Genomic DNA, 23,234 nt, shown 5'->3' on the forward strand with positions numbered 1-23,234 from the left:
GGGCGTCTGGTCACACCAGATCCCGGGTGATCGCACTGTCGAGCCGACCGATGCCTTCGATCTCGACCGATACCGTGCGACCGATCCGCCCCAGGTCGAGGTGGCGGATCGTGGGGAACCGATCCGGCTGTGCCGGCCGGAAGGCGGTCCCGAAGTGGACGACGTCGCCGACGTCGAGCGTCATGTAGCTCGTGAGGTGGACGAGCACCTCGGCAACGGAGAACGTCAGGTTCGCGGTCGTGTCGACCAGGACGAGTTCGTCGTCGAGGTAGCAGTTGACTGCGAGCGCGTTCGGCTCGGGCACCTCATCCGCCGTCACGAGCCAGGGCCCGAGCGGCGCGAAGGTGTCCGTGCCCTTCGAGCGCGCGTGGTAGGTGAGGTACATCGAGTGGTCGTCGTCACCGCGCCGCTCACGCCAGTTGATGTCGGGATCGATGGCGCCGGGGATGACGAGCTCCATGCTGTCGCGGTCCTTCAGCCCCGGAGAGGTGATGTCGTTGATGATCGTGTAGCCGAACACCGAATCGAGCGCCTCCGCCGGTGTCAGGTGCTTCGAACGGCGACCGATCACCGCCGCCAGCTCCGGCTCCGGGTGCGTCAGCCCGTACTCCGACGGCACCACGATCGCCTCTTCATGCCCGATCAGCGCGGACGAGGGCTTGATGAAGTACGCGGGCTCCGTGGGAGGCCGGTGTGCGAATCGGTTTCCCATCGAGTTGTTGATGGCGACACCCACGATCTTCCCCGGCCGCGGCACGGGTGCCGCCCAGGTCGCCGTCCCCGCATCGAGGGTGCCCTGCTCCCCGACTTCTCGAATGCGTTCGCGGATGAGAGCGAGGATCCCCGGGGATTCCCGGATCACGCCCTCCATGCTCAATTCGGTTCGGCCGAGCAAGGCCGCGACGTCGATCAGCGAGCCGTCCGCGCCGGGCGCGACGATCCGGTCGCGCCCGGCGATGTGTACGGTTGCGAGTCTCACCCGCGCCCCTTAGAAGGTGCCTTCGGGAGCCGCGACGCCCGCGAACGCGGCGCCCGCCGTCTGGGCGGCGACGTCGTAGTCGGAGTAGGCGTGCGATGCACCCGTGTGCAGGTCCCGCCAGAAGCGCTGCATCGGGCTCTCGTCGCGGACGGCGCCGCCGCCCGATGCTTCGAAGAGCCGGTCAGCCGCCCGAACGATGGTGCGGGTGGCGAACGCCTGGTTCCCTCGCCAGTCGGTGATGTCCATCGGCCCGATCGGGCGGTTCGACTCGACGAAGTCGAGCATCGCTCGCCAGTCGTTCTGCAGGAGGAGTGCCGCTGCGCGGAGTTCATGGGTCGACTCCGCCAGCCGCATGATGGCCGGCGAGGACTCTGCGACCTTGGCTCCGGTGTAGGCACGGACGCGACCGGAGAGCCGCTCACGGTAGAGATCGCGAAGTCCTTCTGCCGCCCCGAGGCTGACCGCCGAGAACCCGAGCGAGAACACCGGCATGAAGGGCAGCTTGTAGATGGGGTTGGCATGCGTGCCGAAGCCCTGACCGAGGCCCAGGTTCAACGCGACGACGGTCTCGATGCGGTAGTCGGGGACGAACACGTCATCGACGACGATGTCATGGCTCCCCGTGCCACGCAGGCCCATCACGTTCCAGTGTTCTTCGATCTCGTAGTCCTCGCGCGGGACGACGGCGAACATCTGGATCGGCTCGCCGTCCAGGTCCTTCCCCTGGAAGCCGAGGATCGCCCAGGTGGCGTGCTCGCACCCGCTGGACCACTGGAAGCGGCCGCTGAGTCGGACTCCTCCTTCGACCTCGGTCGCCCGCCCGATGGGCGCGACGGAGGAGCTGACCAGCGTGTCGGGGTTCTCACCCCAGATCTCTTCCTGCAGCTGAGGGCTGAAGCTTGCGATCGCATGGTTGTGCGCTGCCAGCAGGGATGCAACCCAACCGGTCGACATGCACGCGGAGGCGAGCAGCCGCGCCGACTCGGCGACCTCCGCCGGGGACAGCTCGAGACCCCCGTACGCAGCGGGCTGGTAGGCGCGGAAGAAGCCGATCTCACGAAGTTCGGCGATCGTCTCGGCGGGGATGCGGCGCTCCGCCTCGGTGCGGCTCGCTCGCTCGCTGATCGCGGGAAGAAGCTCCCGCACACGGTCACGCAGGGCGCCGGTGTGCACAGCAGTGCTGGACATGGTTCTCTCCTTTGAGGATGGGGTGTGGCAGGTGGGGTTCGGTGGGCGGCGCGGAACGCCGCTCAGGAAGCGAAGATCAGGACCCAGGCGACGATGAGGACGACGCTCATGATGCTGAACGTCAGGACGTTGAGGTCGATCGGGAGCTTGTGTCGACCGACGGGGATCTCGAATCGCGGGTAGCCGTTGACGTCTTCGAGCGAGCCGCCGTACGCGGGCCGCGCGATCACCGCGGCGAAGAACCCGCCGTACGCGCACGCTGCGAGCACCGCCGCGATGTGGAGCGTCGTCTTCTCACCGTCGGCGGTCCAGATCAGGACGAGGGCGAGCACGGCCATACCGACGTAGCTCACGACCTGCCAGACGACGTGGAACCGTGCATGCGCGGTCCACAGCGGGTTCTTCGCATGCGTCTCGTTCAGGTCGGCTCCCACGGGTACCAGGCTGTAGCCGAGGGTGGCGACGGTCAGCAGGATCTGTGCGGTTAGGTACATGTCAGCCTCGCTTCACGATGGAGGGAACGTCGCCGAAGACGAGCGAGAGCTCGCGGCGCGCGAAGCGCAGGCTTCCGTCCGCCTCGGCACGGAACTCGTCGATGTAGTCGGCGACCATGAGCGGTGTCGCCGGAAGGGGCTCGTCGCCGTGCCCCGCGAAGAGGGTCAGGACGGAAGACCCGATGGTCGTGCCGGCAGGACTCTGCGTGACCCGGATGTTGCCGAAGAGATGACGCGAGGTGCGCGGACCACCGGCTCGGCGAGCGTCGTAGAACTCGCGGATCTGGTCGCGGCCGGTGATCGCACCCTGGTCCTGGAACGCGTAGACACCGTCCTCGGCGAAGAGTTCTTCGACGCCGACGCCGTCGCAGCGGTCTACGCGCCAGGCGAACTCCGCATGCAGTGCGGTGACAGCAAGCCGGAGGGCGTTCAGATCCACAGCGATTCCTCCGACATGTCGAAGCGTCCGAGCGACGTCCACCGCTTGGACGCGTGCAGCACCGAGTAGCGCCCGTCGTGGAAGCCGAGGGTGTCCCCGTCGCGCTGATCCAGCGCCACGACCTCGCCGAGGTACAGGGTGTGGTCCCCCGCATCGACCGCCTTGTACGGCATGCAGTGCATCCGCGCGACAGTGCCTCCCAGCGCGGGCCCGACAGCACCGTCGAGCCACTGCGGCGTTCCCGCGCCGGACTGCCCGGCGAAGTGTCGCGCGACCGGCTGCTGATCGCCGGCCAGGATGTTGATCGTGAACGGGGTACCGGCGAGATAGGCGTGACTCCGGGAGGTCTTCCCGATGCTCACCAGCACGAGTGCCGGTTCGAGTGAGACGGAGATGAAGGAGTTCAGGGTGATCCCGCGGGCGCCGTCAGCGGTGTCGTAGGTGACCACCACGACGCCGGAGCCGAAGCGGCCCGCGCACGACCTGAGGTCCCGATCCGAGAAGGTTCGTCTGCCTATCGTCCTCGACATTGAGGACTGTGATTCAGTCATGGAAGAAACTTTATGGAGTGCTCAAGTTTCTTGTCAATGCCTTGTCATAAATTACTCGGCGCGCCGAAGAGCCGCACGGCATCACGCCGCACGGAGACCATCCCACCACCGGGATTCGGGCCGACCGCTTCAGCCGGCAGCGGCGGAAGCCTCGCGGCGGATCTCGGTGATCCGTTCCACCACGAAGCTCGCAAGTCGATCGAAGAGGCTGAAGAAGGCAGCCGCATCGAGCTCGAGCTGCCGCGCGACGAACGCGCCGTCCCAGAAGCAGAGGAGCGTCAGCCCAAGATCATCGATCCGTGCCCGATGATCGGCTGTCAGGCCGGGCCCGGCGAGGTCGAGCAGCCACTGCTGCACCATCGCCCGTCCGTGAGTTCGCACCTGCTGCGCCGCTGCCATCAGGGCAGGACTGTCGTTCCCCCGCTCGAGGACCAGCATGATCAGCAACCGGAGGAAGCGCGGATGGGATTCGAAGGTCTCGGCCATACTGCGCATGGCCGAGTGGACGTCAGTCGAGACCCCCATGGCTTCGAGCAATCCGAAGAACTCCTCACCCGCGGCTTCGGCGACCGCTGCGAGCAACCCTTCCTTGCTTTCGAACGCGTGATAGATCGACGCAGGCTTGACCTCGGCCGCGACGGCGATGTCGTTGATGCTCGTCCCCGAATACCCCCGCTGGGCGAACAGTTCGGAGGCGGCCGCGAGCACGCGGGCTTTCGTCGCTTCGCCGCGCACCCGCCGGCCATCCGTTCGCGGCGGCACGTCCTCTTGCGGCATACCGGCCAGCATATCGCCGGGCAGCGAGCGCCCTGCGGGGCCCAGACACTGCAGCGACATTTGTGCATGCATCAAGGACCGGTCATGTCTCGCCTCGCAGTGCGGAGCCGTGCAGGCGCCCGAGCGCGATGAGGGTTCCCTGGTCATCGTGCACCTCGACGTCGACGACGATGTTGCGCCCGAACGCCGCGGTCACCGTGCCCCGCGCGTCGAGGAACGCGGCGTCCGTGACGGCGCTCACGAAAGTGAAGTCCGCGTGCCGCGTGACCGCGGGAAGTCCTGCCGCCATGCAGGTGTACGCGAAGGCGGTGTCAGCCAGCGCGAAGGTGTAACCGCCATGGAGGACCTCCCATGCATTGCGCATCCCGTGTCGTACGGTCAGGCGCATCGTCGCGCCGGTCGCATCCACGGTCACGAGGGACACCCCGAGGCCGACCAAGGAGGGGTCGTCGACGGCCCGACGCTGAAGCATCATCATCGTCCCGTCATCCGGGTGTTCGGGGGTTCCCGTCATGACCCGCTCCAGACCGGTCGGCGCTTTTCGACGAATGCCCGCGCACCCTCGACGGCATCCGCGGACGCCGCGATCTCGGCGAACATCTCGTCGGAGACCTGTTGCAGCCGCGTTTGCGCAGTGTCACCCGCTTCCATGAGATGCCGCGCGATCTGCTTCGTCGCAGTGACGGCGAGGGGCGCGTTCGCGGCGATCCGCTCTGCGATCTCCAATGCCTCCGGGATCGCCTCGCCCGGATCGACCAACCTGCTGAACAACCCGAGCGCCGCACCACGCTCTGCGGTGATCGGTTCACCGGTGCACAGCAGGTCGAGCGCGACGGCCGGTGGGATCGCCCGCGGGAGTCGGTACGCGCCGCCGGCGGCTGCGAAGATGCCGCGTTCGACCTCCGGCAACCCGAAGACCCTCCCCCGCTCGACCACGGTGATGTCGGCAGCCAGCAGGATCTCGAATCCTCCCCCGAACGCGGACCCGTTCGCCGCGACGATCAGCGGCACGCGGGAGGTCCTCCCCGTGCATCCCCCCAGCCCGTACGCCGCACGCTCCCCCTCGGTCGACACCACGCGTTCGCCACGCGCCAGCGCCTTGAGGTCGGCGCCGGCGCTGAACACCTTGTCGCCACTGCCGGTGAGCACGATCGCCCGCACGTCCATGTCGGTCTCGACCTCGATGAGCGCGTCCGCGATGGCATCGGACACCTCTCGGGTGATCGCGTTCATCGCGTCCGGACGATGGATCTCGATGACGAGGACGTGCGCACGTCGCTCGAGACGAACTGCATCACTCGTAGTCATGGAAGCCCTTCCCCGCCTTGCGCCCCAGACGCCCCGCCGCCACCATCTTCGACATCAGCTGCGGCGGCTTGTACCTCGCGTCGCCCGTCTGCTCGTACATCACTCGTCCGGCATTGAGCGCCACATCGAGTCCGGTCAGATCTGCGGTGGCGAGCGGCCCGAGCCTGTGGCCGAAGGCCAGCTCACACGCGCGGTCCACGTCCGACGGCGACGCGATCCCCTGCTCCACGATGCCGACGGCCTCCTGGATCAGCACGGTGATCAATCGTGAGGTGACGAAGCCGGCGTCGTCGCGGTTGACCACGATGGCCTCCTTGCCGAGCGCTTCCGCCAGCGCAACGGCGCGCGCCACGGCGGCATCGGACGTGAGCAACCCCCGCACGATCTCACACAACGACATGGCCGGCACCGGGGAGAAGAAGTGCATGCCGATGATCCGCTCCGGCCCACCGCTCGACGCCGCGATCGCCGTGATCGGCAGGGCGCTCGTGTTCGTCGCGAGGAGCGCGTCTGACGTGACCACACCGGCGAGCGTGGCGAAGATGCGCCGCTTCACGTCGAGATCCTCGACGACTGCTTCGATGACGGCATCCGCCTCGCGCAGCTCGCCCAGATCGCGGACTGGCCGGAGCCTCGCCAGCGCCGCATCCCGTTCTTCCTCTGTGATCCGTGCTCGTTCGACCTGCCCGGCCAGCCGCGCCGCGATCGCATCAATCGCCTTCCCCGCAGCGCTGGGCTCGGCATCGAAGATCCCGACCTCCATGCTTGCGCGCGCCGCGACCTGGGCGATCCCGCCGCCCATGAGTCCCGCACCGACGATGCCGAGCCGTGATGGTGGGCGCGTCGTCACCGACGCCCCGCCTGAGGTGATTCCGTCATCCATGCGTTGAACTATAGTCAATGCATTGACAATCGAGGAGGATGCAATGACGGAGCATGCCGTCGACGATGCGTTCATCGTCTCCTACGCCCGCACCCCCATCGCGCGGGCGTTCAAGGGATCCCTGGTCGGGGTCCGGCCGGATGATCTGCTCACAGCGGCGGCCGGCGCTGCGCTCGAACGTGCCGGCGACCTGCCGGTGGACGCGATCGAGGACTTCATCGCCGGCTGCGCCGTTCCGCAGGAGGAGCAGGGGCAGAACATCGCACGTCGGGTGAGTGTGATGCTGGGCCACGACGGCCTCCCGGGCGTCACCGTCAACCGGTTCTGCGCGTCGAGCATCCAGGCAGCTCGAATGGGGTTCCACGGGATCCGCGCGGGTGAGGGGCAGGCCTACCTCATCGGGGGTGTCGAGTCGACCACGCGCATCTCGCACCGCGACGAGTTCGTGCATCCCCTCTTCAGCGATCCCGCTGGGCGCACGTCCCGTCTCGCCGCCTCGGATCAGGATTGGTCCGACCCTCGCCAGCGTGGCGAGGTTCCCGACTACTACGTCGCCATGGGGATCACGGCGGAGTTCGTCGCGCGTCATCACGACGTCAGCCGCGCCGACCAGGACGCATGGGCCCTGCGTTCGCAGCAGCGCGCGGCGGCCGCTGCGCTCGACGGCTACTTCGCAGAGGAGGTCACGCCGGTGAGCGGCGCGGACGGCCAGCTGCTCGATCAGGACGAATCACCCCGAGCGGGGACGACGCTCGACGCCCTCGCTGGGCTGACGCCGGTCTTCAGCGAGCACGGCACGGTCACCGCCGGCAACGCGTGCCCGCTCAACGACGGAGCATCCGCTCTCCTGCTCGCCTCCGGTCGCGCCGTCGACGAGTACGGACTTGCGCCGCAGGCCCGCGTCGTCGCTTCGGCGGTCAGCGGGCTGTCTCCCGAGATCATGCAGCTCGGGCCGGTCGAAGCCAGCCGTCGCGCCCTGGATCGGGCGGGGCTCACGATCAATGACATCGACATCGTCGAGATGAACGAGGCGTTCGCCGCACAGGTCGTCCCGTCGATGCGGATGCTGGAGATCGACCCGGACAAGCTCAACCCCTTCGGCGGCGCGATCGCACTCGGCCATCCCTTCGGCGCCACCGGCGCACGCCTGCTCGGCACGCTGGCGCACGGTCTGAAGGTGAAGGACGGCCGGTTCGGGCTGGCGACGCTCTGCGTCGGCGGCGGCCAGGGCATGGCGGTCATCATCGAGCGGGTGGTGTGACGTGAGCGACATCGAACTCGCAGCCGACTACTTCCACGTCGCTCGGAGACTCAGCCCGCGCGAATCGGAGTCGATCGAAGCCCTGCGCACGTACCTCGAACGCGATGTGCGGCCGCAGGTGAATGCACTGTGGTCCGCGGAGGAGTTCCCGCGCGACGTCGTGAAGCCCCTCGCCGCTCTCGGCGTCTTCGGGCCCGCGTTCCCCGAGGTGCGCGCATTCGAGAGCTCTGCGCTCTACCGAGGATGGCTCATGCTCGAACTCGCACGGGTGGACGCGTCGCTTGCCACGTTCGCCGGTGTGCAGACCGGCCTCAGCATGGGCTCGATCGCGCACTGCGGCTCGGAGGAACAGGTCGCGCACTACCTTCCACGTATGGCTTCCGGCGACATCATCGGCTGCTTCGGCCTGACCGAACCGAAGAGCGGCTCGGACTCGGCCCGGGGCCTCACTGCAACCGCGGAACGCCGCGGTGACAACTGGGTACTCAACGGCGAGAAACGATGGATCGGCAACGGCACCTGGGCCGACATCTGCATCTTCTGGGCGAAGGATGTCGCAGACGGCGAGGTCAAGGGCTTCATCGTCCCGACCTCCACGCCGGGCTTCCACGCGACCAAGATCGTCGACAAGCTCAGTCTCCGGATCGTCCAGAACGCGGACCTGCGCCTCACCGACGTGCGGGTCTCCGAGGCCGACCGGCTGCAGCGGGCGGACTCGTTCCGTGACGTGTCACGGGTGCTGCGTCACACCCGCTCCGAGAACGGCTGGATCGCCGCCGGTCTGCAGATCGGCGCGTACGAGGCGGCGTTGGCCTACGCGAAGTCGCGGCATCAGTTCGGGCGTCCCATCGGCGGGTTCCAGCTGATGCAGGATCTGCTCGTGAAGTCGTTGTCGAACATCACTGCGACCCTCACGATGATGAGTCAGCTCGCCGACGTCACCGACCGCGGCGACCTCGCCGATGAGATGGCGTCGCTCGCGAAGGCGTTCACCACCTCCCGCGCCCGCGAGACGGTCTCATGGTGCCGCGAACTCGTCGGCGGCAACGGCGTCGACCTGGTATACGACGTGGCGAGGTACTTCGCGGATGCCGAAGCGGTTCACACGTATGAGGGCACTCGAGAGATGAACACCCTCATCGTGGGCCGCGACATCACCGGCATTCAGGCCTTCGTCTGATCACCGGCGCGAGGGCGGCACGTCATGTGACCGTCGTGCTGTCCTCGCGCTGCGATTCGGGAAGCCCCCGCTGCGCCATGAGCTTCGACAGCAGGCGGCTGAGTTCTCGTCGCTCCTCGGACGACAGGACGGAGAACCAGTCGTCGGCCAGCGCGAGCTGCTCCTGCAGCACTTCCTTCGCGACACGCTCCCCCGCATCCGACAGCGAGATCGGCACGATCCGCCGATCCTCCTCAGTCGGCGCATCGCGCAGGACATACCCATCCCGTTCGAGGGTCGCGAGGACGAGGGATGCCGCTTGGCGCGTGACGCCCGTGAGACGCGCGACCGTGCGGGTCTCCAGGCGGCGGTAGACCATGAGCAGGAACATGATCGTGAACCCCGCCCACCGCAATCCGCGCGGCCGGTGCACCTTCTTCTCCGATACCTGCGTGAACGCGTTCCCCGCGCGCACGACCTGGATGCCGAGGAACATCGAGGACTCGTCGTGGCCGGCACCGAGCGACCTCAGCGCCTGCTCCGTCGCCCTCCCGAAGTCATCGGTCTCGGCACTGACAGGCGGAGCGGGTTGCTGATCGTCCATGAGACGACGCTACGCGAGCGAGGCGCCCCACCGCACAATGCCGCATCGGCCGACGGATCCGTCAGCACGAACGGCGACTCGCGCCGCCGGTCAGCCGCGAGGATCGTCCGCGGCGCCGGTCGGCGCGAGTCGTTTGAAGTGAACTGCTGGTCTCAGAAGTCCCAGTCCTCGTCCTCGGTGGCGACCGCCTTGCCGATGACGTAGGACGAGCCGGAGCCCGAGAAGAAGTCGTGGTTCTCGTCCGCGTTGGGCGAGAGCGCCGACAGGATCGCCGGGTTCACGTTCGTGACCGAGGCGGGGAACATGGCCTCGTAGCCGAGGTTCATGAGCGCCTTGTTCGCGTTGTAGTGCAGGAACTTCTTGACGTCCTCGGTGAGGCCGACGGCGTCGTACAGGTCCTGCGTGTACTGCACCTCGTTGTCGTAGAGCTCGTACATCAGCGAGAACGTGTAGTCCTTGATGTCCTGCTGCTCCGCCTCGGAGACCTTCTCGAGGCCCTTCTGGAACTTGTAGCCGATGTAGTAGCCGTGCACGGCCTCGTCGCGGATGATGAGGCGGATGATGTCGGCGGTGTTGGTCAGCTTCGCCTTGCTGGACCAGTACATCGGCAGGTAGAAGCCCGAGTAGAACAGGAACGACTCCAGCAGGGTCGAGGCGACCTTGCGCTTGAGGGGCGAGTCGCCACGGTAGTAGTCCATGACGATCTGCGCCTTCTTCTGAAGGTTCTCGTTCTCCACCGACCAGCGGAACGCATCGTCGATCTCGGCGGTCGAGCACAGCGTCGAGAAGATCGACGAGTAGCTCTTCGCGTGCACCGACTCCATGAACGCGATGTTCGTGTAGACGGCCTCCTCGTGCGGGGTCACCGCATCCGGGATGAGCGAGACGGCGCCGACGGTGCCCTGGATGGTGTCCAGCAGGGTGAGGCCGGTGAACACGCGCATCGTGAGCTGCTGCTCGTCGGGGGTGAGCGTGTTCCACGACTGGACGTCGTTCGACAGCGGCACCTTCTCGGGCAGCCAGAAGTTCCCGGTCAGCCGGTTCCACACCTCGAGGTCCTTCTCGTCCTCGATGCGGTTCCAGTTGATGGCCTGGACGCGGTCCAGGAGCTTGAGCTTCTCGGTCATGGTTTCTTCCTCAACGTGGGGCGGTCGGCGTCACAGCGTGCAGCTGACGCAGCCCTCGACCTCGGTGCCTTCGAGCGCCATCTGACGCAGGCGGATGTAGTAGATCGTCTTGATGCCCTTCTTCCAGGCGTAGATCTGGGCCTTGTTGATGTCGCGCGTGGTGGCGGTGTCCTTGAAGAACAGCGTGAGCGACAGACCCTGGTCGACGTGCTGGGTGGCGGCGGCGTACGTGTCGATGACCTTCTCGTAGCCGATCTCGTACGCGTCCTGGTAGTACTCCAGGTTCTCGTTCGTCATGAACGGCGCCGGGTAGTAGACGCGGCCGAGCTTGCCTTCCTTGCGGATCTCGATCTTCGACGCGATCGGGTGGATCGACGACGTCGAGTTGTTGATGTACGAGATCGAGCCGGTCGGGGGCACCGCCTGCAGGTTCTGGTTGTAGATGCCGTGCTCCTGGATGGAGGCCTTCAGCTCGCGCCAGTCGTCCTGCGTGGGGATGTGGTGGCCGGCGAAGAGCTCCTTCACCCGCTCGGTCTGGGGCACCCACTCCTGGTCGATGTACTTGTCGAAGAACTCGCCGGTGGCGTACTTCGACTCGCGGAAGCCCTCGAAGGTCTGCCCGCGCTCGATCGCGATCCGGTTCGACGCGCGCAGGGCGTGGAACAGCACCGTGTAGAAGTAGATGTTCGTGAAGTCCAGGCCCTCTTCGGACCCGTAGTGGATGTGCTCGCGGGCGAGGAACCCGTGCAGGTTCATCTGGCCGAGGCCGATCGCGTGCGAGCGGTCGTTGCCGTCCTCCACCGAGCGGACCGAGCGGATGTGGCTCTGGTCGCTCACCGCGGTGAGGGCACGGATGCTGGTCTCCACGGTCTGCGCGAGGTCGCCGCCGTCCATCGCGAGCGCGATGTTGAGCGAGCCGAGGTTGCAGGAGATGTCCTTGCCGATCTCCTTGTAGGAGAGGTCCTCGTTGAGGGTGGTCGGCGTGTTCACCTGCAGGATCTCGCTGCAGAGGTTCGACATGTTGATCCGGCCCTTGATCGGGTTGGCCCGGTTCACCGTGTCCTCGAACATGATGTACGGGTAGCCCGATTCGAACTGGATCTCGGCGAGCGTCTGGAAGAACTGTCGCGCGTTGATCTTCGTCTTCTTGATGCGCGGGTCGTCGACCATCTCGCGGTACTTCTCGGTGACCGAGATGTCACCGAAGGGCACGCCGTAGACGCGCTCCACGTCGTAGGGCGAGAACAGGTACATGTCCTCGTCGTTCTTCGCGAGCTCGAACGTGATGTCGGGCACGACGACGCCGAGCGAGAGCGTCTTGATGCGGATCTTCTCGTCGGCGTTCTCACGCTTGGTGTCGAGGAACCGCATGATGTCGGGGTGGTGGGCCGACAGGTACACCGCGCCGGCGCCCTGACGCGCACCGAGCTGGTTGGCGTAGCTGAAGCTGTCTTCCAGGAGCTTCATGACCGGGATGATGCCCGACGACTGGTTCTCGATCTGCTTGATCGGGGCGCCCGCCTCGCGGATGTTCGAGAGGAGGAGGGCGACGCCGCCGCCGCGCTTGGAGAGCTGCAGCGCGGAGTTGATGCCGCGGGCGATCGACTCCATGTTGTCCTCGATGCGCAGTAGGAAGCAGGAGACGAGCTCGCCGCGCTGCGCCTTGCCGGCGTTGAGGAACGTCGGGGTCGCCGGCTGGAAGCGGCCGGTGATGATCTCGTCGACGAGCTTCTCGGCCAGGCCCTGGTCGCCGTCGGCGAGCGCGAGCGCGGTCATGACGACGCGGTCCTCGAACCGCTCCAGGTACCGCTTGCCGTCGAAGGTCTTCAGCGTGTAGCTCGTGTAGTACTTGAACGCACCGAGGAAGGTCGCGAACCGGAACTTCTTGTCGTACGCGCGCTGGTGCAGCCGCTCGACGAACTCGAACGGGTACTGCTCGATGACGGCGCCCTCGTAGTACTCCTTCTCGACCAGGTAGTCGAGCTTCTCCTTGAGGGAGTGGAAGAAGACGGTGTTCTGGTTGACGTGCTGCAGGAAGTACTCCCGCGCGGCACGCTTGTCTGCGTCGAACTGGATGTGTCCCTGCTCGTCGTACAGGTTCAGCATCGCGTTCAGCGCGTGATAGTCGAGCCCATCGAAGCGGGCGTCCGTCTTGAACGCCGTATCGGTCAGTGCTGCCTCCACCATCGTTCCAATCCGACGCCGATGCGTTCGACGTCCTCGGGCGTGCCGAACAGTTCGATCCGATCCAAGTGCGGCACGTGACACTTGCGGCTGATGATGTCCCCGGCGACGCAGTACGCGGTGCCGAAGTTCGTGTTGCCCGCGGAGATGACCCCGCGGATCCAACGCCGGTTTCGCTCATCGTTGAGGAACCGGATGACCTGCTTGGGTACCGCACCCTTCTCCTCGCCGCGTCCCTGGCCACCCCCGTAGGTGGGGGTGACCAGGACGAACGGTTCGTCGACGCGGAGTGGGGCGTCAGTGGCGTGCAGCGGGATGCGGATGCTGCGCATCCCGAGCTTCTCGATGAAGCGCGCCGTGTTGCCGGACACGCTGGAGAAGTAGACCAGCAGCGGAGCCGCGGTCCCGTTCTCCCCGACCGCGGTGCCCGAGGCCGTCGCGGTCGTCATGGCGGTCAGGCCAGACGGGCGGCGAGCTCGTCGATCTTGTCCGGACGGAAGCCGGACCAGTGGTCCTCGTCGGTGATGACGACGGGGGCCTGCAGGTAGCCGAGCGACTTGACCTGCTCGAGGGCTGCCGGGTCCTCGGAGAGGTCGTGGATCTCGTACTCGATGCCCTTGGAATCCAGCGCGCGGTACGTCGCCGTGCACTGGACGCAGGAAGGCTTGGTGTAAACGGTGATCGCCATGTTCGGGCCCGCTCCCCTCTCTCGTTTCGTCTGTTCCGGCCGCTCTCGCCGCCGGGATCTCAATACTACATATGGGGATGGACACTCGGAAGCACCACAAGGGGTAGTAGTTACATCCGTGTGATTTTTCCACCGTCCTCCCCATGTACAACACAGGTTGTCCACCGATTCATCCACAGACCTCCGACATTCCCGAAGCCTGGAAAACGGCTGGACGAGGGGCCATTCCGGCGTCGGCGGGACCGACTTCCCACAGGTCCGGCGCAGCGCGCGGTCTTCCCGTCCCGGATCTTCGTCCCGGCGTGTCGTCGGCGTGTCCCGCCGGGGCCGGCGGGACACCCTTCTGGTGCTCAGGAAGCGGAGCCTACGATTGATGTCCGTGGCGGCTTACGGCGATCTCCTTCGGACACCCGGTGTGGGTCGGATCATCGCCGCACAGTTGACGGCGCGCTTCCCGAGCGGGATGACGAGCCTCGCGCTCCTGCTCCACATCGAGCACCTGACCGGCTCCTACGGCGCCGCGGGCCTCGTGCTCGCCGCATACTCGATCGGGCAGGCCGTCGCCGGGCCCATCACGAGCCGCTGGATGGGCCGCTGGGGCATGCGGCAGGTGCTCACCCTCACGACCGCGGTGTGCGCGCTCGCACTCCTGGCGATCGCGCTCGTCCCCCTGACGCTGCCCGCGTACCTCGTGCTCGGCGCCCTGGCGGGGCTGTCGATGCCGCCGGTGCAGTCCGCGGTCCGCACCATCTACCCGAAGCTCGTCAACTCCCGGCAGCTCACGCCCCTGTACTCGCTCGACGCGTCGCTGCAGGAGATCATCTGGATCATCGCGCCGGTGGCCATCACGTTCGTCGCGACACAGGTCGGCACCTGGGAGGGCCTCCTCCTCGTCGTGGCGATCCTCATCGGCGGCGGCGCCTGGTTCATCCTCTCCCCCGAGGTGGGCCGCGTCCGCATCCCCCGCAGCAAGCGGCGGTTCGGCAAGGTCCTCACCCGGCCGCCGGTCATCCTCGCGACGGTCGTCGGCTTCCTCGTCGTGGGCGCCTGCGCCGCGGTCGAGGCGGGGGTCGTCGCGACCTTCGGCGAGTCCGGGCTCGAGGCAGGCATCGTGCTGGCCGTCTTCTCGGTCGGCAGTCTGGCCGGCGGCCTCGCGTTCGGCGGCATCCCCATGGGACGCGGTGCGATGGCCCGCCGGATGCTGATCGTCGCCGTCGGCCTCAGCCTCACGATCGTCTCGCTCAACGTCTGGTGGATCGGCGGCACCCTGCTCATCGCCGGCATCGGCGTCGCACCGGCGCTCGCGGTGCTGTTCGCGATGACCTCTGCGAGCGTGAAGTTCTCCGACACCGCCGAGGCCTACGGCTGGGTCGGCACCGGGCAGCTCATCGGGTCCGCGATGGGGTCGGCGATCGCCGGGTTCCTCATCGACGGCGTCGGCCCGACGGGCGCGTACATCGCGGCCGCCGGCTTCGCCGTGGTGGGCGTGCTCGTCGCCGTCGTGTTCCTCCGCGGCTTCCCCGACCTGCGGCACCGCGACCCGAGCCCCATCCCCGACACGGAGCCGACGCCGATCATCACGTGAGGCCGTCTGTGACGCGACCCGGCCACCCGGGGCCGCGGCGCTCCTAGGCTATGGGCCATGGTCACGACGGTCACCCTCCCCACCACGAGCTGGGGCTCCCCCGACGCCGGGCGTCACGCCCTCCTCATCCACGGCCTCGGCTCCACCGGCGCCCTGATGTGGCGGTACGCCACCGCGCTCGCGGAGGACGGATGGTACGCCGTCGCCGTCGACCTCCGCGGTCACGGCACCGCGCCGCGGACCCTCGACTACTCCATCGCCGCGTACGCCGCCGACGTCGCGGCGGTGCGCGCCGCATCCGGCCCCTGGGACCTCGTCGTCGGCCACTCGCTGGGCGGCGCCGCATCCACCCTCGCCGCGGCGGACGACCCGGCCTGGACGACGCGGCTCGTGCTCGTCGACCCGGCCCTCCACCTGCTCGACCACGACCGGGAGGTGGTGCGCCGCAGCCAGGAGGAGTCGTTCGCCGACACGTCGGTCGAGGCGGTGCGCCGCGCGCACCCGACCTGGCACCCGCAGGACGTGGAGCTGAAGGCGCTGTCCGCCCAGCAGGCCTCGCAGTGGGCGGTCGAGCAGACCAGCATCCAGAACCCGGAGTGGAACGTGGTGGAGGCGGTCGGTCGGCTGGCCGTGCCGACCCACGTCATCGCCTCCGACCCGGCCGTCTACAGCATCTACGCGGGCAAGATCGACGCCGACGTGCGTGCGGCCAACCCGACGATCACCGAGTCCGTCGTCGCCGGTGCCGGGCACTCGCCGCACCGCGACCTCCCCGACGAGACGATCCGCGTCTTCCGCGAGGCCCTCCGATGAGCTTCGACCCGGCGGCGCACCTGCCGGACGACCTGCTCGAGCGCATCCGGAGCCGCGCCGCCGGCTACGACGCCGAGAACCGGTTCCCCGAGGAGGACCTCGCCGAACTCCGTGAGGCCGGGTACCTGTCGGTGCTCGTCCCGGCCGACCGGGGCGGCGCCGGGCTCTCCCTCGCCGAGGTCTCGCTGCTGCAGCAGCGGCTCGCGGGCGCCGCGCCCGCCACGGCGCTCGCGGTGAACATGCACCTGGTGTGGACGGGCGTGGCGAAGGTGCTCCGGGACCGCGGCATCGACGACCTCGCCTTCGTGCAGACCGGCGCCGCGGCCGGCGAACTGTTCGCGTTCGGGATCAGCGAGGCGGGCAACGACCTCGTGCTGTTCGGCAGCGACACGGAGGCGCGGCCGCTGGAGGACGGCGGGTACGCCTTCACCGGCACGAAGATCTTCACCTCCCTCGCCCCGGCGTGGACGCAGCTCGGCCTCCACGGCCTCGACACGTCCTCCCCCGACGGGCCCGCACTCGTCTACGCGTTCATCCCGCGGACGGATGCGGTCACCACCCTCGACGACTGGGACACGGTCGGGATGCGGGCGACCCAGTCCCGCACCACGAGGCTCGACGGTGCGGTCGCCCCGGCGGACCGCGTCGTGCGCCGCGTCGCACCGGGACCGAACCCCGACCCGATCGTGTTCGGCATCTTCAGCGTGTTCGAGCTGCTGCTCGCATCCGTCTACACCGGCATCGCCCGCCGCGCACTCGACCTCGCGGTCGAGACCGCGCACCGGCGGCGGTCGAAGAAGACCGGGCAGCCGTACAGCCAGGACCCCGACATCCGGTGGCGGATCGCCGACATGGCGATCGCCTTCGACGCGCTCGGTCCGCAGCTGGCGTCGCTCGCCGCCGACGTCGACGCGCTCGTCGACCACGGTCCGCGCTGGTTCTCGCTCCTGTCCGGTGTGAAGCACCGCGCCGTGACCACGGCGAAGCACGTCGTCGACCAGGCGGTGCTCGTCGCCGGCGGCTCGTCCTACTTCGCCGGCGCCGAGCTCGGGCGCCTCTACCGCGACGTGCTCGCCGGCGTGTTCCACCCCTCCGACCCCGAGTCCGCGCACGCCACCGCGGCGACCGCGTGGCTCGGCCCGATCGACCCTGCGAGGACCCAGCAGTGACCGCACTCCCCACCGTCGCCCTCGGCGACGACCTCCGCGTCAGCGCCCTCGGCTACGGCGGCATGAGCCTGTCCGACGTGTACGGCTCCGTCGACGACGACACCGCCCTCGCCACCCTGACGCACGCCGTCGACGCCGGTGTCACCTTCGTCGACACCGCGAACATCTACGGCGCCGGCCGCAGCGAACGGATCATCTCCCGCTTCGTCGGGAGCCGCCGCGACGACATCGTGCTCGCCACGAAGTTCGGGATCGCCGGCGGCCCGATCGGCGCGCGCACCGTCTGCGGCCGCCCCGAGTACGTGCGCGAGCAGATCGACCTCAGCCTCGGCCGGCTCGGCACCGACCACGTCGACCTCTACTACCAGCACCGGGTCGACCCCGACGTGCCGATCGAGGAGACCGTCGGCGCCATGGCCGAACTCGTGCACGCGGGCAAGGTGCGCCACCTCGGGCTGTCCGAGGCGACGGCCGACGAGATCCGCCGCGCGAACGCCGTGCACCCCATCGCCGCGGTGCAGACCGAGTGGTCCGTCGTGAGCCGCGACGTGGAGGCATCCGTCGTGCCGACCGCTGCGGAGCTCGGCATCGGCTTCGTGCCCTACTCGCCCCTCAGCCGCGCCTGGCTCACCGACGCGTTCGCACCGGAACAGATCGGCGAGGGCGACGGACGGCCGAAGTTCCCCCGCTTCCGCCCCGAGAACCTCGCCGCGAACGCGGCACTGCGCGACGAGTACCTCGCGGTCGCCGCCGACGCGGGACTCACCGGCGCCCAGCTCGCGCTGGCATGGCTGTACACGCGAGCCGAGGCCCTCGGCATCCGTATCGCCCCGATCCCCGGGTCGCGGTTCGCCGCGCACGTCGACGAGTGGCTGCCCGGCGTGGGCGTCCGGCTGGATGCGGAGACGATGGCGCGGCTGGAGCCGGTCGCCGCGCGCATCAGCGGCGACCGCAGCTTCGACCGGGGATGGACGAGCCAGCGCGGCGAGGCCGCTGCCTGAGACTCACGTGCCGCCCGGGGCTACTTGCCGTCGAAGTCGAACGCCTTCAGGAGTTCGGCGACGGCCTGTTCGCGGTCGTCGCCGCCGTGCTCGAACATGTGCGTGACGTGCGTGCGCAGGTGGTTCTCCAGCAGCAGCCGGTTGAGGGATTCGAGGGACCGCTGGATCGCGCGGGACTGCGTGATGATGTCCATGCAGTAGTCCTCGGACTCGATCATCTTGGTCAAGCCGCGCAGCTGCCCCTCGAGGATCCGCGCCCGGTGCAGTGAACGCTTCTTGATGTCGTCGATCACCGGTTCAGCGTACGCCCCGGGACATGCGAGGATGGCCGCATGTCCCGCATCCCGCCGGCTCTGCTCTCCGCCGCGGACCGGGAGCGGCTGCGCGGACTTCGCGTGATGAAGTCGATCGCGCTGGGCGCCCTGGTGCTGCTCGCCGTGGTGTTCCTCGTCGCGTTCGCCCTGCAGGACCGCTACCCGTGGCTGGCGTACGTGCGTGCCGCCGCCGAGGGCGGCATGGTCGGCGCCCTGGCGGACTGGTTCGCGGTCACCGCGCTCTTCCGCCGGCCGATGGGACTGCCCATCCCCCACACCGCGATCATCCCGCAGCGGAAGGACGAGATCGGGCGCACCCTCGGGGAGTTCGTGGAGACGAACTTCCTCTCCGCCGAGGTGGTGCGCACGAAGCTCGCGAGCACGCCGATCGCGGCCAGGCTCGGCGAGTGGCTGCGCGAGCCCGTCCACGCCGACCGCGTCGCGACCGAGGGCGCGGCGATGGCCGCCGGCGTGCTGCGGGCGCTCAGCGACGACGAGGTGCGGGAGCTCCTCGCCGACCTCGCCCGCGAGCACCTCATCGTCCCCGAGTGGGGACCGCCGCTCGGCGGCTGGCTGGAGCGGCTCGTCGGAACGGGCGCCCACCACCAGGCCGTCGACCTCGCCGCCGACAGCATCGCCGGCTGGCTCGCCGCGAACCGTGCATCGTTCAGCGGGCTCGTCTCCGGGCGTCTCCCCTCGTGGGTGCCGTCGATGGTGAGCGGGCTCATCGACGAAGCCGCGTACCACGAGGCCGTGAAGTTCGTCGACGCCGTCCGCGCCGACCCGCAGCATCCCGCCCGGCACGCGGTCGACCGGTACCTCGCCAAGCTCGCCGACAACCTGCAGCACGACCCGGCGACGATCGGGCGGTTCGAGGACGCGAAGGCGAACGTGTTCGACTCGCCCCGGGTGCGGGAGCTCGCCGGGGAGGCGTGGGACACCGCGAAGAACGGGCTCGTCCGCACGCTCGAGGACCCGACGAGCCCGCTCCGGGTGCGCGCCGTCGAGGCGCTGCAGCAGGTGGGCGAGCGGCTCGGCACCGACGACACGCTGCGGCGCCGCATGGACGAGTGGGTGACGGATGCGGCGGTGTTCCTCGTCGACCGGTACCGGCACGACATCGCGTCGGTCATCACCGACACGGTCGAGCGATGGGACCCCGAGGAGACCTCGCAGAAGATCGAGCTCATGGTGGGCCGCGACCTGCAGTACATCCGCCTGAACGGCACCGTCGTCGGGTCGCTCGCCGGACTCGCGATCTTCACCGTCGCGCATCTGCTGCTGGGGCGCTAACCGGGGGTACGGTGTCGCCATGACCGAGGCGACCGAGCTGCTCTTCGTGTACGCGATGCTGCTGCGACCCGACCTGCAGGCCGACACGTTCGGGCGCCGCGTGGTCTCCGAGCCCGATGTGCTCCCCGGCTACCGCCTGGGCTACGCCGAGTTCGCGCTGCCGCAGGTGGCGGCGCTGAGCACGTCGCGGCAGCATCCGGTCGCACTTCGCACCGGCGACCCGCGCGACAAGATCGTCGGCGAGGTGCTGCAGGTCACCCTCGCCGAACTCGAGGCCGCCGACGAGTACGCCTCCCCCGGCTACCGGCGGGCTGCGGCGACCCTCGCGAGCGGTGCCCGTGCGTGGGTGTACGTGCACGAGACGCCGCACGGCGTCGCGGACTGAGCGGCCTCAGTCGACCTTCATCACGGTGCCGCCGGTGAGGGCGACGAGCTGGTCGAACGTGAGCGGGAACACGGTCTGCGGCGTGCCGCCCGCGGCCCACAGCTGCGGGTGGGCGGCGAGCGCCTCATCGACGATCGTCTCCAGCGGAGCCGGGTGCCCGGTGGGCGCGACGCCGCCGATGACCTGCCCGGTGGCCTCGCGCACGAGGTCCGCCGACGCCCGGGTGATCTTGCCGCGGCCGAGTCGCTGGGCGAGGGCCGCGGTGTCGACGCGGTGCGCGCCGCTCGTCATGACCAGCAGCGGTGCGCCGTCGCATTCGAACACGAGGCTGTTCGCGATCGCTCCCACCTCGACGCCCACGGCCTCGGCCGCGGCGACGGCGGTGTGCGCGGCATCCGGGAGCACGACGATGTCGCCGGTGATCCCGACGGCACGGATCGCGTCGTGCACGAGTCTGCTCTTGGCCGGGAGGTGCGCGGGGGCGGTCACGGTCTGCGCTGCGTCGTTCACGGCCGCCAGCATAGCGATCCGCCGCCGCGCTGCGCGTTGCGCCCTGCGCGCGCAGGCGCCCTGCGCGCGCCGCCACGGGTGCGCCCGGCCGCCGAGCTCGGTGCGCCCGTGCGCTGCGCAAAACTCAGGACGGATGCTCCGCCGAACCGGAACCCCGCGGCCGGCGGCGTCACTCCCCCGGAATGTCCTGAGTTCTGAACGTGGGACGCGGTGCGCGCCGGAAGGACCGTTCAGCGGCGGTGTCGCAACAGTCCGCGGATCGCGGCGAGCACATCGTCGTGGTGCCAGAGGATGTCCTCTGCGATAGGACGATAGGTGACCAGGCCGAGCGCCGCCGCGTGCTGGTCCCGCCGGAGGTCGCGCCTGCGGTGCTCCCATGTGCCGTGGAACGCCTCGCTGTCGCACTCGATGATGAGCCACCCCTCGACCAGGAAGTCGACGACGCCCACCCCGTCGATGCGCACCTGCACGTCGAAGCTGCACCCGAGCGTCCGGAGCAACAGCCGCACGAGCGACTCGGGACCTGAATCCGCCCGCGGATCCAGCAGCCGACGCAGCACACCGTATCGCCGCGGGAGCGCGGCGAAGATCGCATCGAGGTCGATCTCGTCGATCAGCCGCTCGTGCAGACCGGAATCGAGTGTCGCGACCGCCGCACGCGGACCCTGGCACCGGACCGCGTCGATGAACGCCTGGCGGATGTCGACCGAAGCATCGCGGGAGTCCTTCCGCCCCTGCCGCGAACGGTGACGACGCACACTCCGTGGGAGCTCGCGGAAGCGGCCGTCGCCGCGGTCACACCGCAGATGCAGCGTGGAACGGTCGAGCACGAAGACGCCCCACCGCGCGAGTTCCGAGACGCACGCCAACCTTCCTCCCGCCCGGCATGCGTCGACGCAGTCTTGATCCGCATCCGGATGCAGGTACTCGCCGTTGCGGGCGCGGACGATCCGGCCGGCACGGACCTCGACGGTGATCTCCCTGGGTGCAAGTCCCGCACCGAGCAGGTCGTGGCGCGTGAACACGCGCCAGCGCTCGGGCACAGGGTGCCCACGCCCCGCCCGGCGCCGAATGTACGCGGGTGGTACGTCCCGGGGAAGCGTCGGCCACAGCATCCTTCGACCGTGCCGCCGCCCACGGTTTGAGGGGAACGGTCGCCGCGAACGGTGTATCACCGCGTCCCCCGGTGGCGCTGGGGAGGAGACGCCGCACCGGTTCAGAACTCAGGACATTTCGGCCTCGCCCCCGCCACAGCCGCGAGACCGCGGTGGGCGCCGGAGAATGTCCTGAGTTCTGAACGCGGGACGCCGGATGCGGGGTCAGCCGCGGGCGAGGATCTCGGCGTGCGGCATGAGCAGCCAGCCGTCGTCGGCGGCGGCCCACTCGCGCCAGCCGTCGGAGATCCGCTCCAGCGCGGCGCGGTCGGCGAAGCCGAGCTCGAGCGCGTGCGTCGCGAACGACGACGCGACCGCGCGCTCGGCCCACGCCCCGCCCCACCACTCGCGGTCCTCGGGCGTCTCGAACAGCCACACCGAGGCGGATGCGGTCACTTCGGTGAACCCGGCCTGCAGCGCCCACGACTTCAGCTGCCGTCCCGCGCTCGGGACGCCGGCGACGGCACGGTGCACCCGCAGGTACACGTCGCGCCACTCGTCGAGTCCGGGCACCTGCGGGTACCAGATCGCCCCTTCGTAGTCGACGTCGCGGGCGGCGACGACCCCTGCGGAGACACGGCGGAACTCCCGCAGCGCGTCGATCGGCCGCGCGAGATGCTGCAGCACCTGGTGCGCGTGCACGACGTCGAACGAGCCGTCGGCGAAGTCGAGTGCGTACGCGTCGCCGGTGCGGAACTCGAGGTTCCCGATGTGCTCCGCCGCGGCGTTCGCGGCGGCGATGGCGTCCTCCGACGCGTCGATGCCGATGACGGGGGCCGGCGCGACGAGCCGCGCGATGTCGGCGGTGATGGTGCCGGGACCCGCACCCACGTCGAGCACCGAACACCCCGGCACCAGCTCGGGGAGCAGGTACGCGGCGGAGTTCTCGACGGTGCGCCAGCTGTGCGTGCGCAGCACGCTCGCGTGGTGTCCGTGGGTGTAGCTGTCGGCCATGTCGAAGACTGTAAGCATCCGCCCCCGCCCTCCCGCCGAATATGACGATCGGGGCCTCGGCGGGGCCTCTGGAAGCCCCTGTCGTCATATGACGACGACGCCCGGATGCGGCGTTCCGGCCGGAGCGTGCTAGGCTGGCCCTTCGACTCGAACCGAGTCCCTTCGTCATCAGGCCACCGATCCTCCAATGTCGGAGCAGATCGATCGGCCCCGTCCCGAACCGTCACATCGTTCGCGGACCGTCAGCACCCGGACCACCACGGTCCATCGAAAGTAGTCTTGTCTTCTCATCACCCCGCGCACACCTGTGCGCGCCCCGTCGACTGGCGCCAGGCGGACGACGACGTCTTCGTCGCCACCCGCGCCGGCGAGTACGCGGGTTTCGTCCACGGCACCCTCCGCGGGTACGCCGCG

At 68.9% G+C, this 23,234-nt stretch carries 26 protein-coding genes; 8 read left to right on the plus strand and 18 right to left on the minus strand.

The annotated features are described in order from the left end of the window. Positions 1-10 precede the first annotated feature (10 nt). The 9 genes from ACWAUO_RS00160 to ACWAUO_RS00200 all read right to left on the minus strand — a co-directional run bounded on the left by ACWAUO_RS00160 (position 11) and on the right by ACWAUO_RS00200 (position 6,619). Positions 11-979: a fumarylacetoacetate hydrolase family protein gene (locus ACWAUO_RS00160; RefSeq protein WP_460772072.1), complete on the minus strand. Its 969-nt coding sequence runs from the start codon at positions 977-979 to the stop codon at positions 11-13. 9 nt (positions 980-988) lie between these two features. Beyond that, positions 989-2,167: a flavin-dependent monooxygenase gene (locus ACWAUO_RS00165; protein WP_460772073.1), complete on the minus strand. Its 1,179-nt coding sequence runs from the start codon at positions 2,165-2,167 to the stop codon at positions 989-991. A 62-nt stretch (positions 2,168-2,229) separates the two neighbouring features. Beyond that, positions 2,230-2,661: a DUF6640 family protein gene (locus tag ACWAUO_RS00170; RefSeq protein ID WP_460772075.1), complete on the minus strand. Its 432-nt coding sequence runs from the start codon at positions 2,659-2,661 to the stop codon at positions 2,230-2,232. Between the two features lies 1 nt (position 2,662). Next, a complete protein-coding gene (locus ACWAUO_RS00175; RefSeq protein WP_460772076.1) occupies positions 2,663-3,100 on the minus strand; it encodes a nuclear transport factor 2 family protein in 438 nt (145 codons plus the stop codon). Continuing rightward, positions 3,091-3,651 (minus strand): flavin reductase family protein, encoded by a 561-nt coding sequence (locus ACWAUO_RS00180; RefSeq protein WP_460772078.1) that lies wholly within the window; start codon positions 3,649-3,651, stop codon positions 3,091-3,093. The genes ACWAUO_RS00175 and ACWAUO_RS00180 overlap by 10 nt, the downstream gene beginning before the upstream one ends. Positions 3,652-3,780: 129 nt before the next feature. Next, positions 3,781-4,488 carry a TetR/AcrR family transcriptional regulator gene (locus ACWAUO_RS00185; RefSeq protein WP_460772079.1) on the minus strand — a complete coding sequence of 236 codons (708 nt, stop codon included), beginning with the start codon at positions 4,486-4,488 and terminating at the stop codon, positions 3,781-3,783. 22 nt (positions 4,489-4,510) lie between these two features. Next, on the minus strand, positions 4,511-4,942 hold the full coding sequence (locus tag ACWAUO_RS00190; protein ID WP_460772081.1) for a PaaI family thioesterase: 432 nt from the start codon (positions 4,940-4,942) through the stop codon (positions 4,511-4,513). Then, positions 4,939-5,736, minus strand: a complete 798-nt coding sequence (locus tag ACWAUO_RS00195; protein ID WP_460772082.1) for an enoyl-CoA hydratase-related protein — start codon at positions 5,734-5,736, stop codon at positions 4,939-4,941. The genes ACWAUO_RS00190 and ACWAUO_RS00195 overlap by 4 nt, the downstream gene beginning before the upstream one ends. After that, positions 5,723-6,619 (minus strand): 3-hydroxyacyl-CoA dehydrogenase family protein, encoded by an 897-nt coding sequence (locus ACWAUO_RS00200; protein ID WP_460772084.1) that lies wholly within the window; start codon positions 6,617-6,619, stop codon positions 5,723-5,725. Before ACWAUO_RS00200 ends, ACWAUO_RS00195 begins: the two co-directional genes overlap by 14 nt. A 43-nt stretch (positions 6,620-6,662) precedes the next feature. Between ACWAUO_RS00200 and ACWAUO_RS00205 the strand changes: the two genes are divergently transcribed. Together ACWAUO_RS00205 and ACWAUO_RS00210 are read left to right on the plus strand one after the other, a co-directional pair. Beyond that, on the plus strand, positions 6,663-7,880 hold the full coding sequence (locus ACWAUO_RS00205) for an acetyl-CoA C-acyltransferase (protein ID WP_460772086.1): 1,218 nt from the start codon (positions 6,663-6,665) through the stop codon (positions 7,878-7,880). Position 7,881: 1 nt separating this feature from the next. After that, positions 7,882-9,060, plus strand: coding sequence for an acyl-CoA dehydrogenase family protein (locus ACWAUO_RS00210; RefSeq protein WP_460772088.1), 1,179 nt, complete (start codon positions 7,882-7,884; stop codon positions 9,058-9,060). Between the two features lie 22 nt (positions 9,061-9,082). Here the strand turns inward: ACWAUO_RS00210 and ACWAUO_RS00215 are convergent, their stop codons facing one another. The 5 genes from ACWAUO_RS00215 to nrdH all read right to left on the minus strand — a co-directional run bounded on the left by ACWAUO_RS00215 (position 9,083) and on the right by nrdH (position 13,642). Next, complete coding sequence (locus ACWAUO_RS00215) at positions 9,083-9,643, minus strand: MarR family winged helix-turn-helix transcriptional regulator (RefSeq protein ID WP_460772089.1); 561 nt, start codon at positions 9,641-9,643, stop codon at positions 9,083-9,085. A 152-nt stretch (positions 9,644-9,795) separates the two neighbouring features. Continuing rightward, positions 9,796-10,770 (minus strand): class 1b ribonucleoside-diphosphate reductase subunit beta, encoded by a 975-nt coding sequence (gene nrdF / locus ACWAUO_RS00220; RefSeq protein WP_460772091.1) that lies wholly within the window; start codon positions 10,768-10,770, stop codon positions 9,796-9,798. 30 nt (positions 10,771-10,800) lie between these two features. After that, complete coding sequence (gene nrdE / locus ACWAUO_RS00225) at positions 10,801-12,957, minus strand: class 1b ribonucleoside-diphosphate reductase subunit alpha (RefSeq protein WP_460772092.1); 2,157 nt, start codon at positions 12,955-12,957, stop codon at positions 10,801-10,803. Next, positions 12,939-13,403: a class Ib ribonucleoside-diphosphate reductase assembly flavoprotein NrdI gene (gene nrdI, locus ACWAUO_RS00230; RefSeq protein ID WP_460772093.1), complete on the minus strand. Its 465-nt coding sequence runs from the start codon at positions 13,401-13,403 to the stop codon at positions 12,939-12,941. The genes nrdE and nrdI overlap by 19 nt, the downstream gene beginning before the upstream one ends. Positions 13,404-13,408: 5 nt before the next feature. Then, entirely contained in the window at positions 13,409-13,642 is a 234-nt protein-coding gene (gene nrdH, locus ACWAUO_RS00235) for a glutaredoxin-like protein NrdH (protein ID WP_460772095.1), read from the minus strand. Positions 13,643-14,021: 379 nt separating this feature from the next. Between nrdH and ACWAUO_RS00240 the strand changes: the two genes are divergently transcribed. The 4 genes from ACWAUO_RS00240 to ACWAUO_RS00255 are packed head-to-tail and all read left to right on the plus strand — an operon-like array spanning position 14,022 to position 18,210. Next, positions 14,022-15,227, plus strand: a complete 1,206-nt coding sequence (locus ACWAUO_RS00240) for an MFS transporter (RefSeq protein ID WP_460772097.1) — start codon at positions 14,022-14,024, stop codon at positions 15,225-15,227. Between the two features lie 57 nt (positions 15,228-15,284). Further along, complete coding sequence (locus ACWAUO_RS00245) at positions 15,285-16,040, plus strand: alpha/beta fold hydrolase (RefSeq protein ID WP_460772098.1); 756 nt, start codon at positions 15,285-15,287, stop codon at positions 16,038-16,040. After that, the gene (locus ACWAUO_RS00250; protein ID WP_460772099.1) at positions 16,037-17,209 is read left to right on the plus strand and encodes an acyl-CoA dehydrogenase family protein; all 1,173 of its coding nucleotides are present in this window, start codon (positions 16,037-16,039) and stop codon (positions 17,207-17,209) included. Before ACWAUO_RS00245 ends, ACWAUO_RS00250 begins: the two co-directional genes overlap by 4 nt. Continuing rightward, positions 17,206-18,210 (plus strand): aldo/keto reductase, encoded by a 1,005-nt coding sequence (locus ACWAUO_RS00255; protein WP_460772101.1) that lies wholly within the window; start codon positions 17,206-17,208, stop codon positions 18,208-18,210. The genes ACWAUO_RS00250 and ACWAUO_RS00255 overlap by 4 nt, the downstream gene beginning before the upstream one ends. A 20-nt stretch (positions 18,211-18,230) precedes the next feature. On the opposite strand, the gene ACWAUO_RS00260 is transcribed toward ACWAUO_RS00255, so the two are convergent. Next, entirely contained in the window at positions 18,231-18,503 is a 273-nt protein-coding gene (locus ACWAUO_RS00260; protein ID WP_460772102.1) for a metal-sensitive transcriptional regulator, read from the minus strand. Positions 18,504-18,542: 39 nt separating this feature from the next. Here ACWAUO_RS00260 and ACWAUO_RS00265 point away from each other — a divergent pair, with 39 nt between their 5' ends. After that, positions 18,543-19,817, plus strand: a complete 1,275-nt coding sequence (locus ACWAUO_RS00265) for a DUF445 domain-containing protein (RefSeq protein ID WP_460772104.1) — start codon at positions 18,543-18,545, stop codon at positions 19,815-19,817. A gap of 19 nt (positions 19,818-19,836) precedes the next feature. After that, positions 19,837-20,202, plus strand: coding sequence for a gamma-glutamylcyclotransferase family protein (locus ACWAUO_RS00270; RefSeq protein WP_460772105.1), 366 nt, complete (start codon positions 19,837-19,839; stop codon positions 20,200-20,202). Positions 20,203-20,208: 6 nt separating this feature from the next. Here ACWAUO_RS00270 and ACWAUO_RS00275 read toward each other — a convergent pair whose 3' ends face one another. The 3 genes from ACWAUO_RS00275 to ACWAUO_RS00285 form a co-directional block, all read right to left on the minus strand. Next, the gene (locus ACWAUO_RS00275) at positions 20,209-20,724 is read right to left on the minus strand and encodes a YbaK/EbsC family protein (protein WP_460772107.1); all 516 of its coding nucleotides are present in this window, start codon (positions 20,722-20,724) and stop codon (positions 20,209-20,211) included. A 218-nt stretch (positions 20,725-20,942) separates the two neighbouring features. Further along, complete coding sequence (locus tag ACWAUO_RS00280) at positions 20,943-21,737, minus strand: endonuclease domain-containing protein (protein WP_460772108.1); 795 nt, start codon at positions 21,735-21,737, stop codon at positions 20,943-20,945. Positions 21,738-22,031: 294 nt separating this feature from the next. After that, on the minus strand, positions 22,032-22,820 hold the full coding sequence (locus ACWAUO_RS00285; RefSeq protein WP_460772110.1) for a methyltransferase domain-containing protein: 789 nt from the start codon (positions 22,818-22,820) through the stop codon (positions 22,032-22,034). Between the last annotated feature and the right edge of the window lie 414 nt (positions 22,821-23,234).

This window comes from Microbacterium sp. GXF7504 (assembly GCF_054798235.1).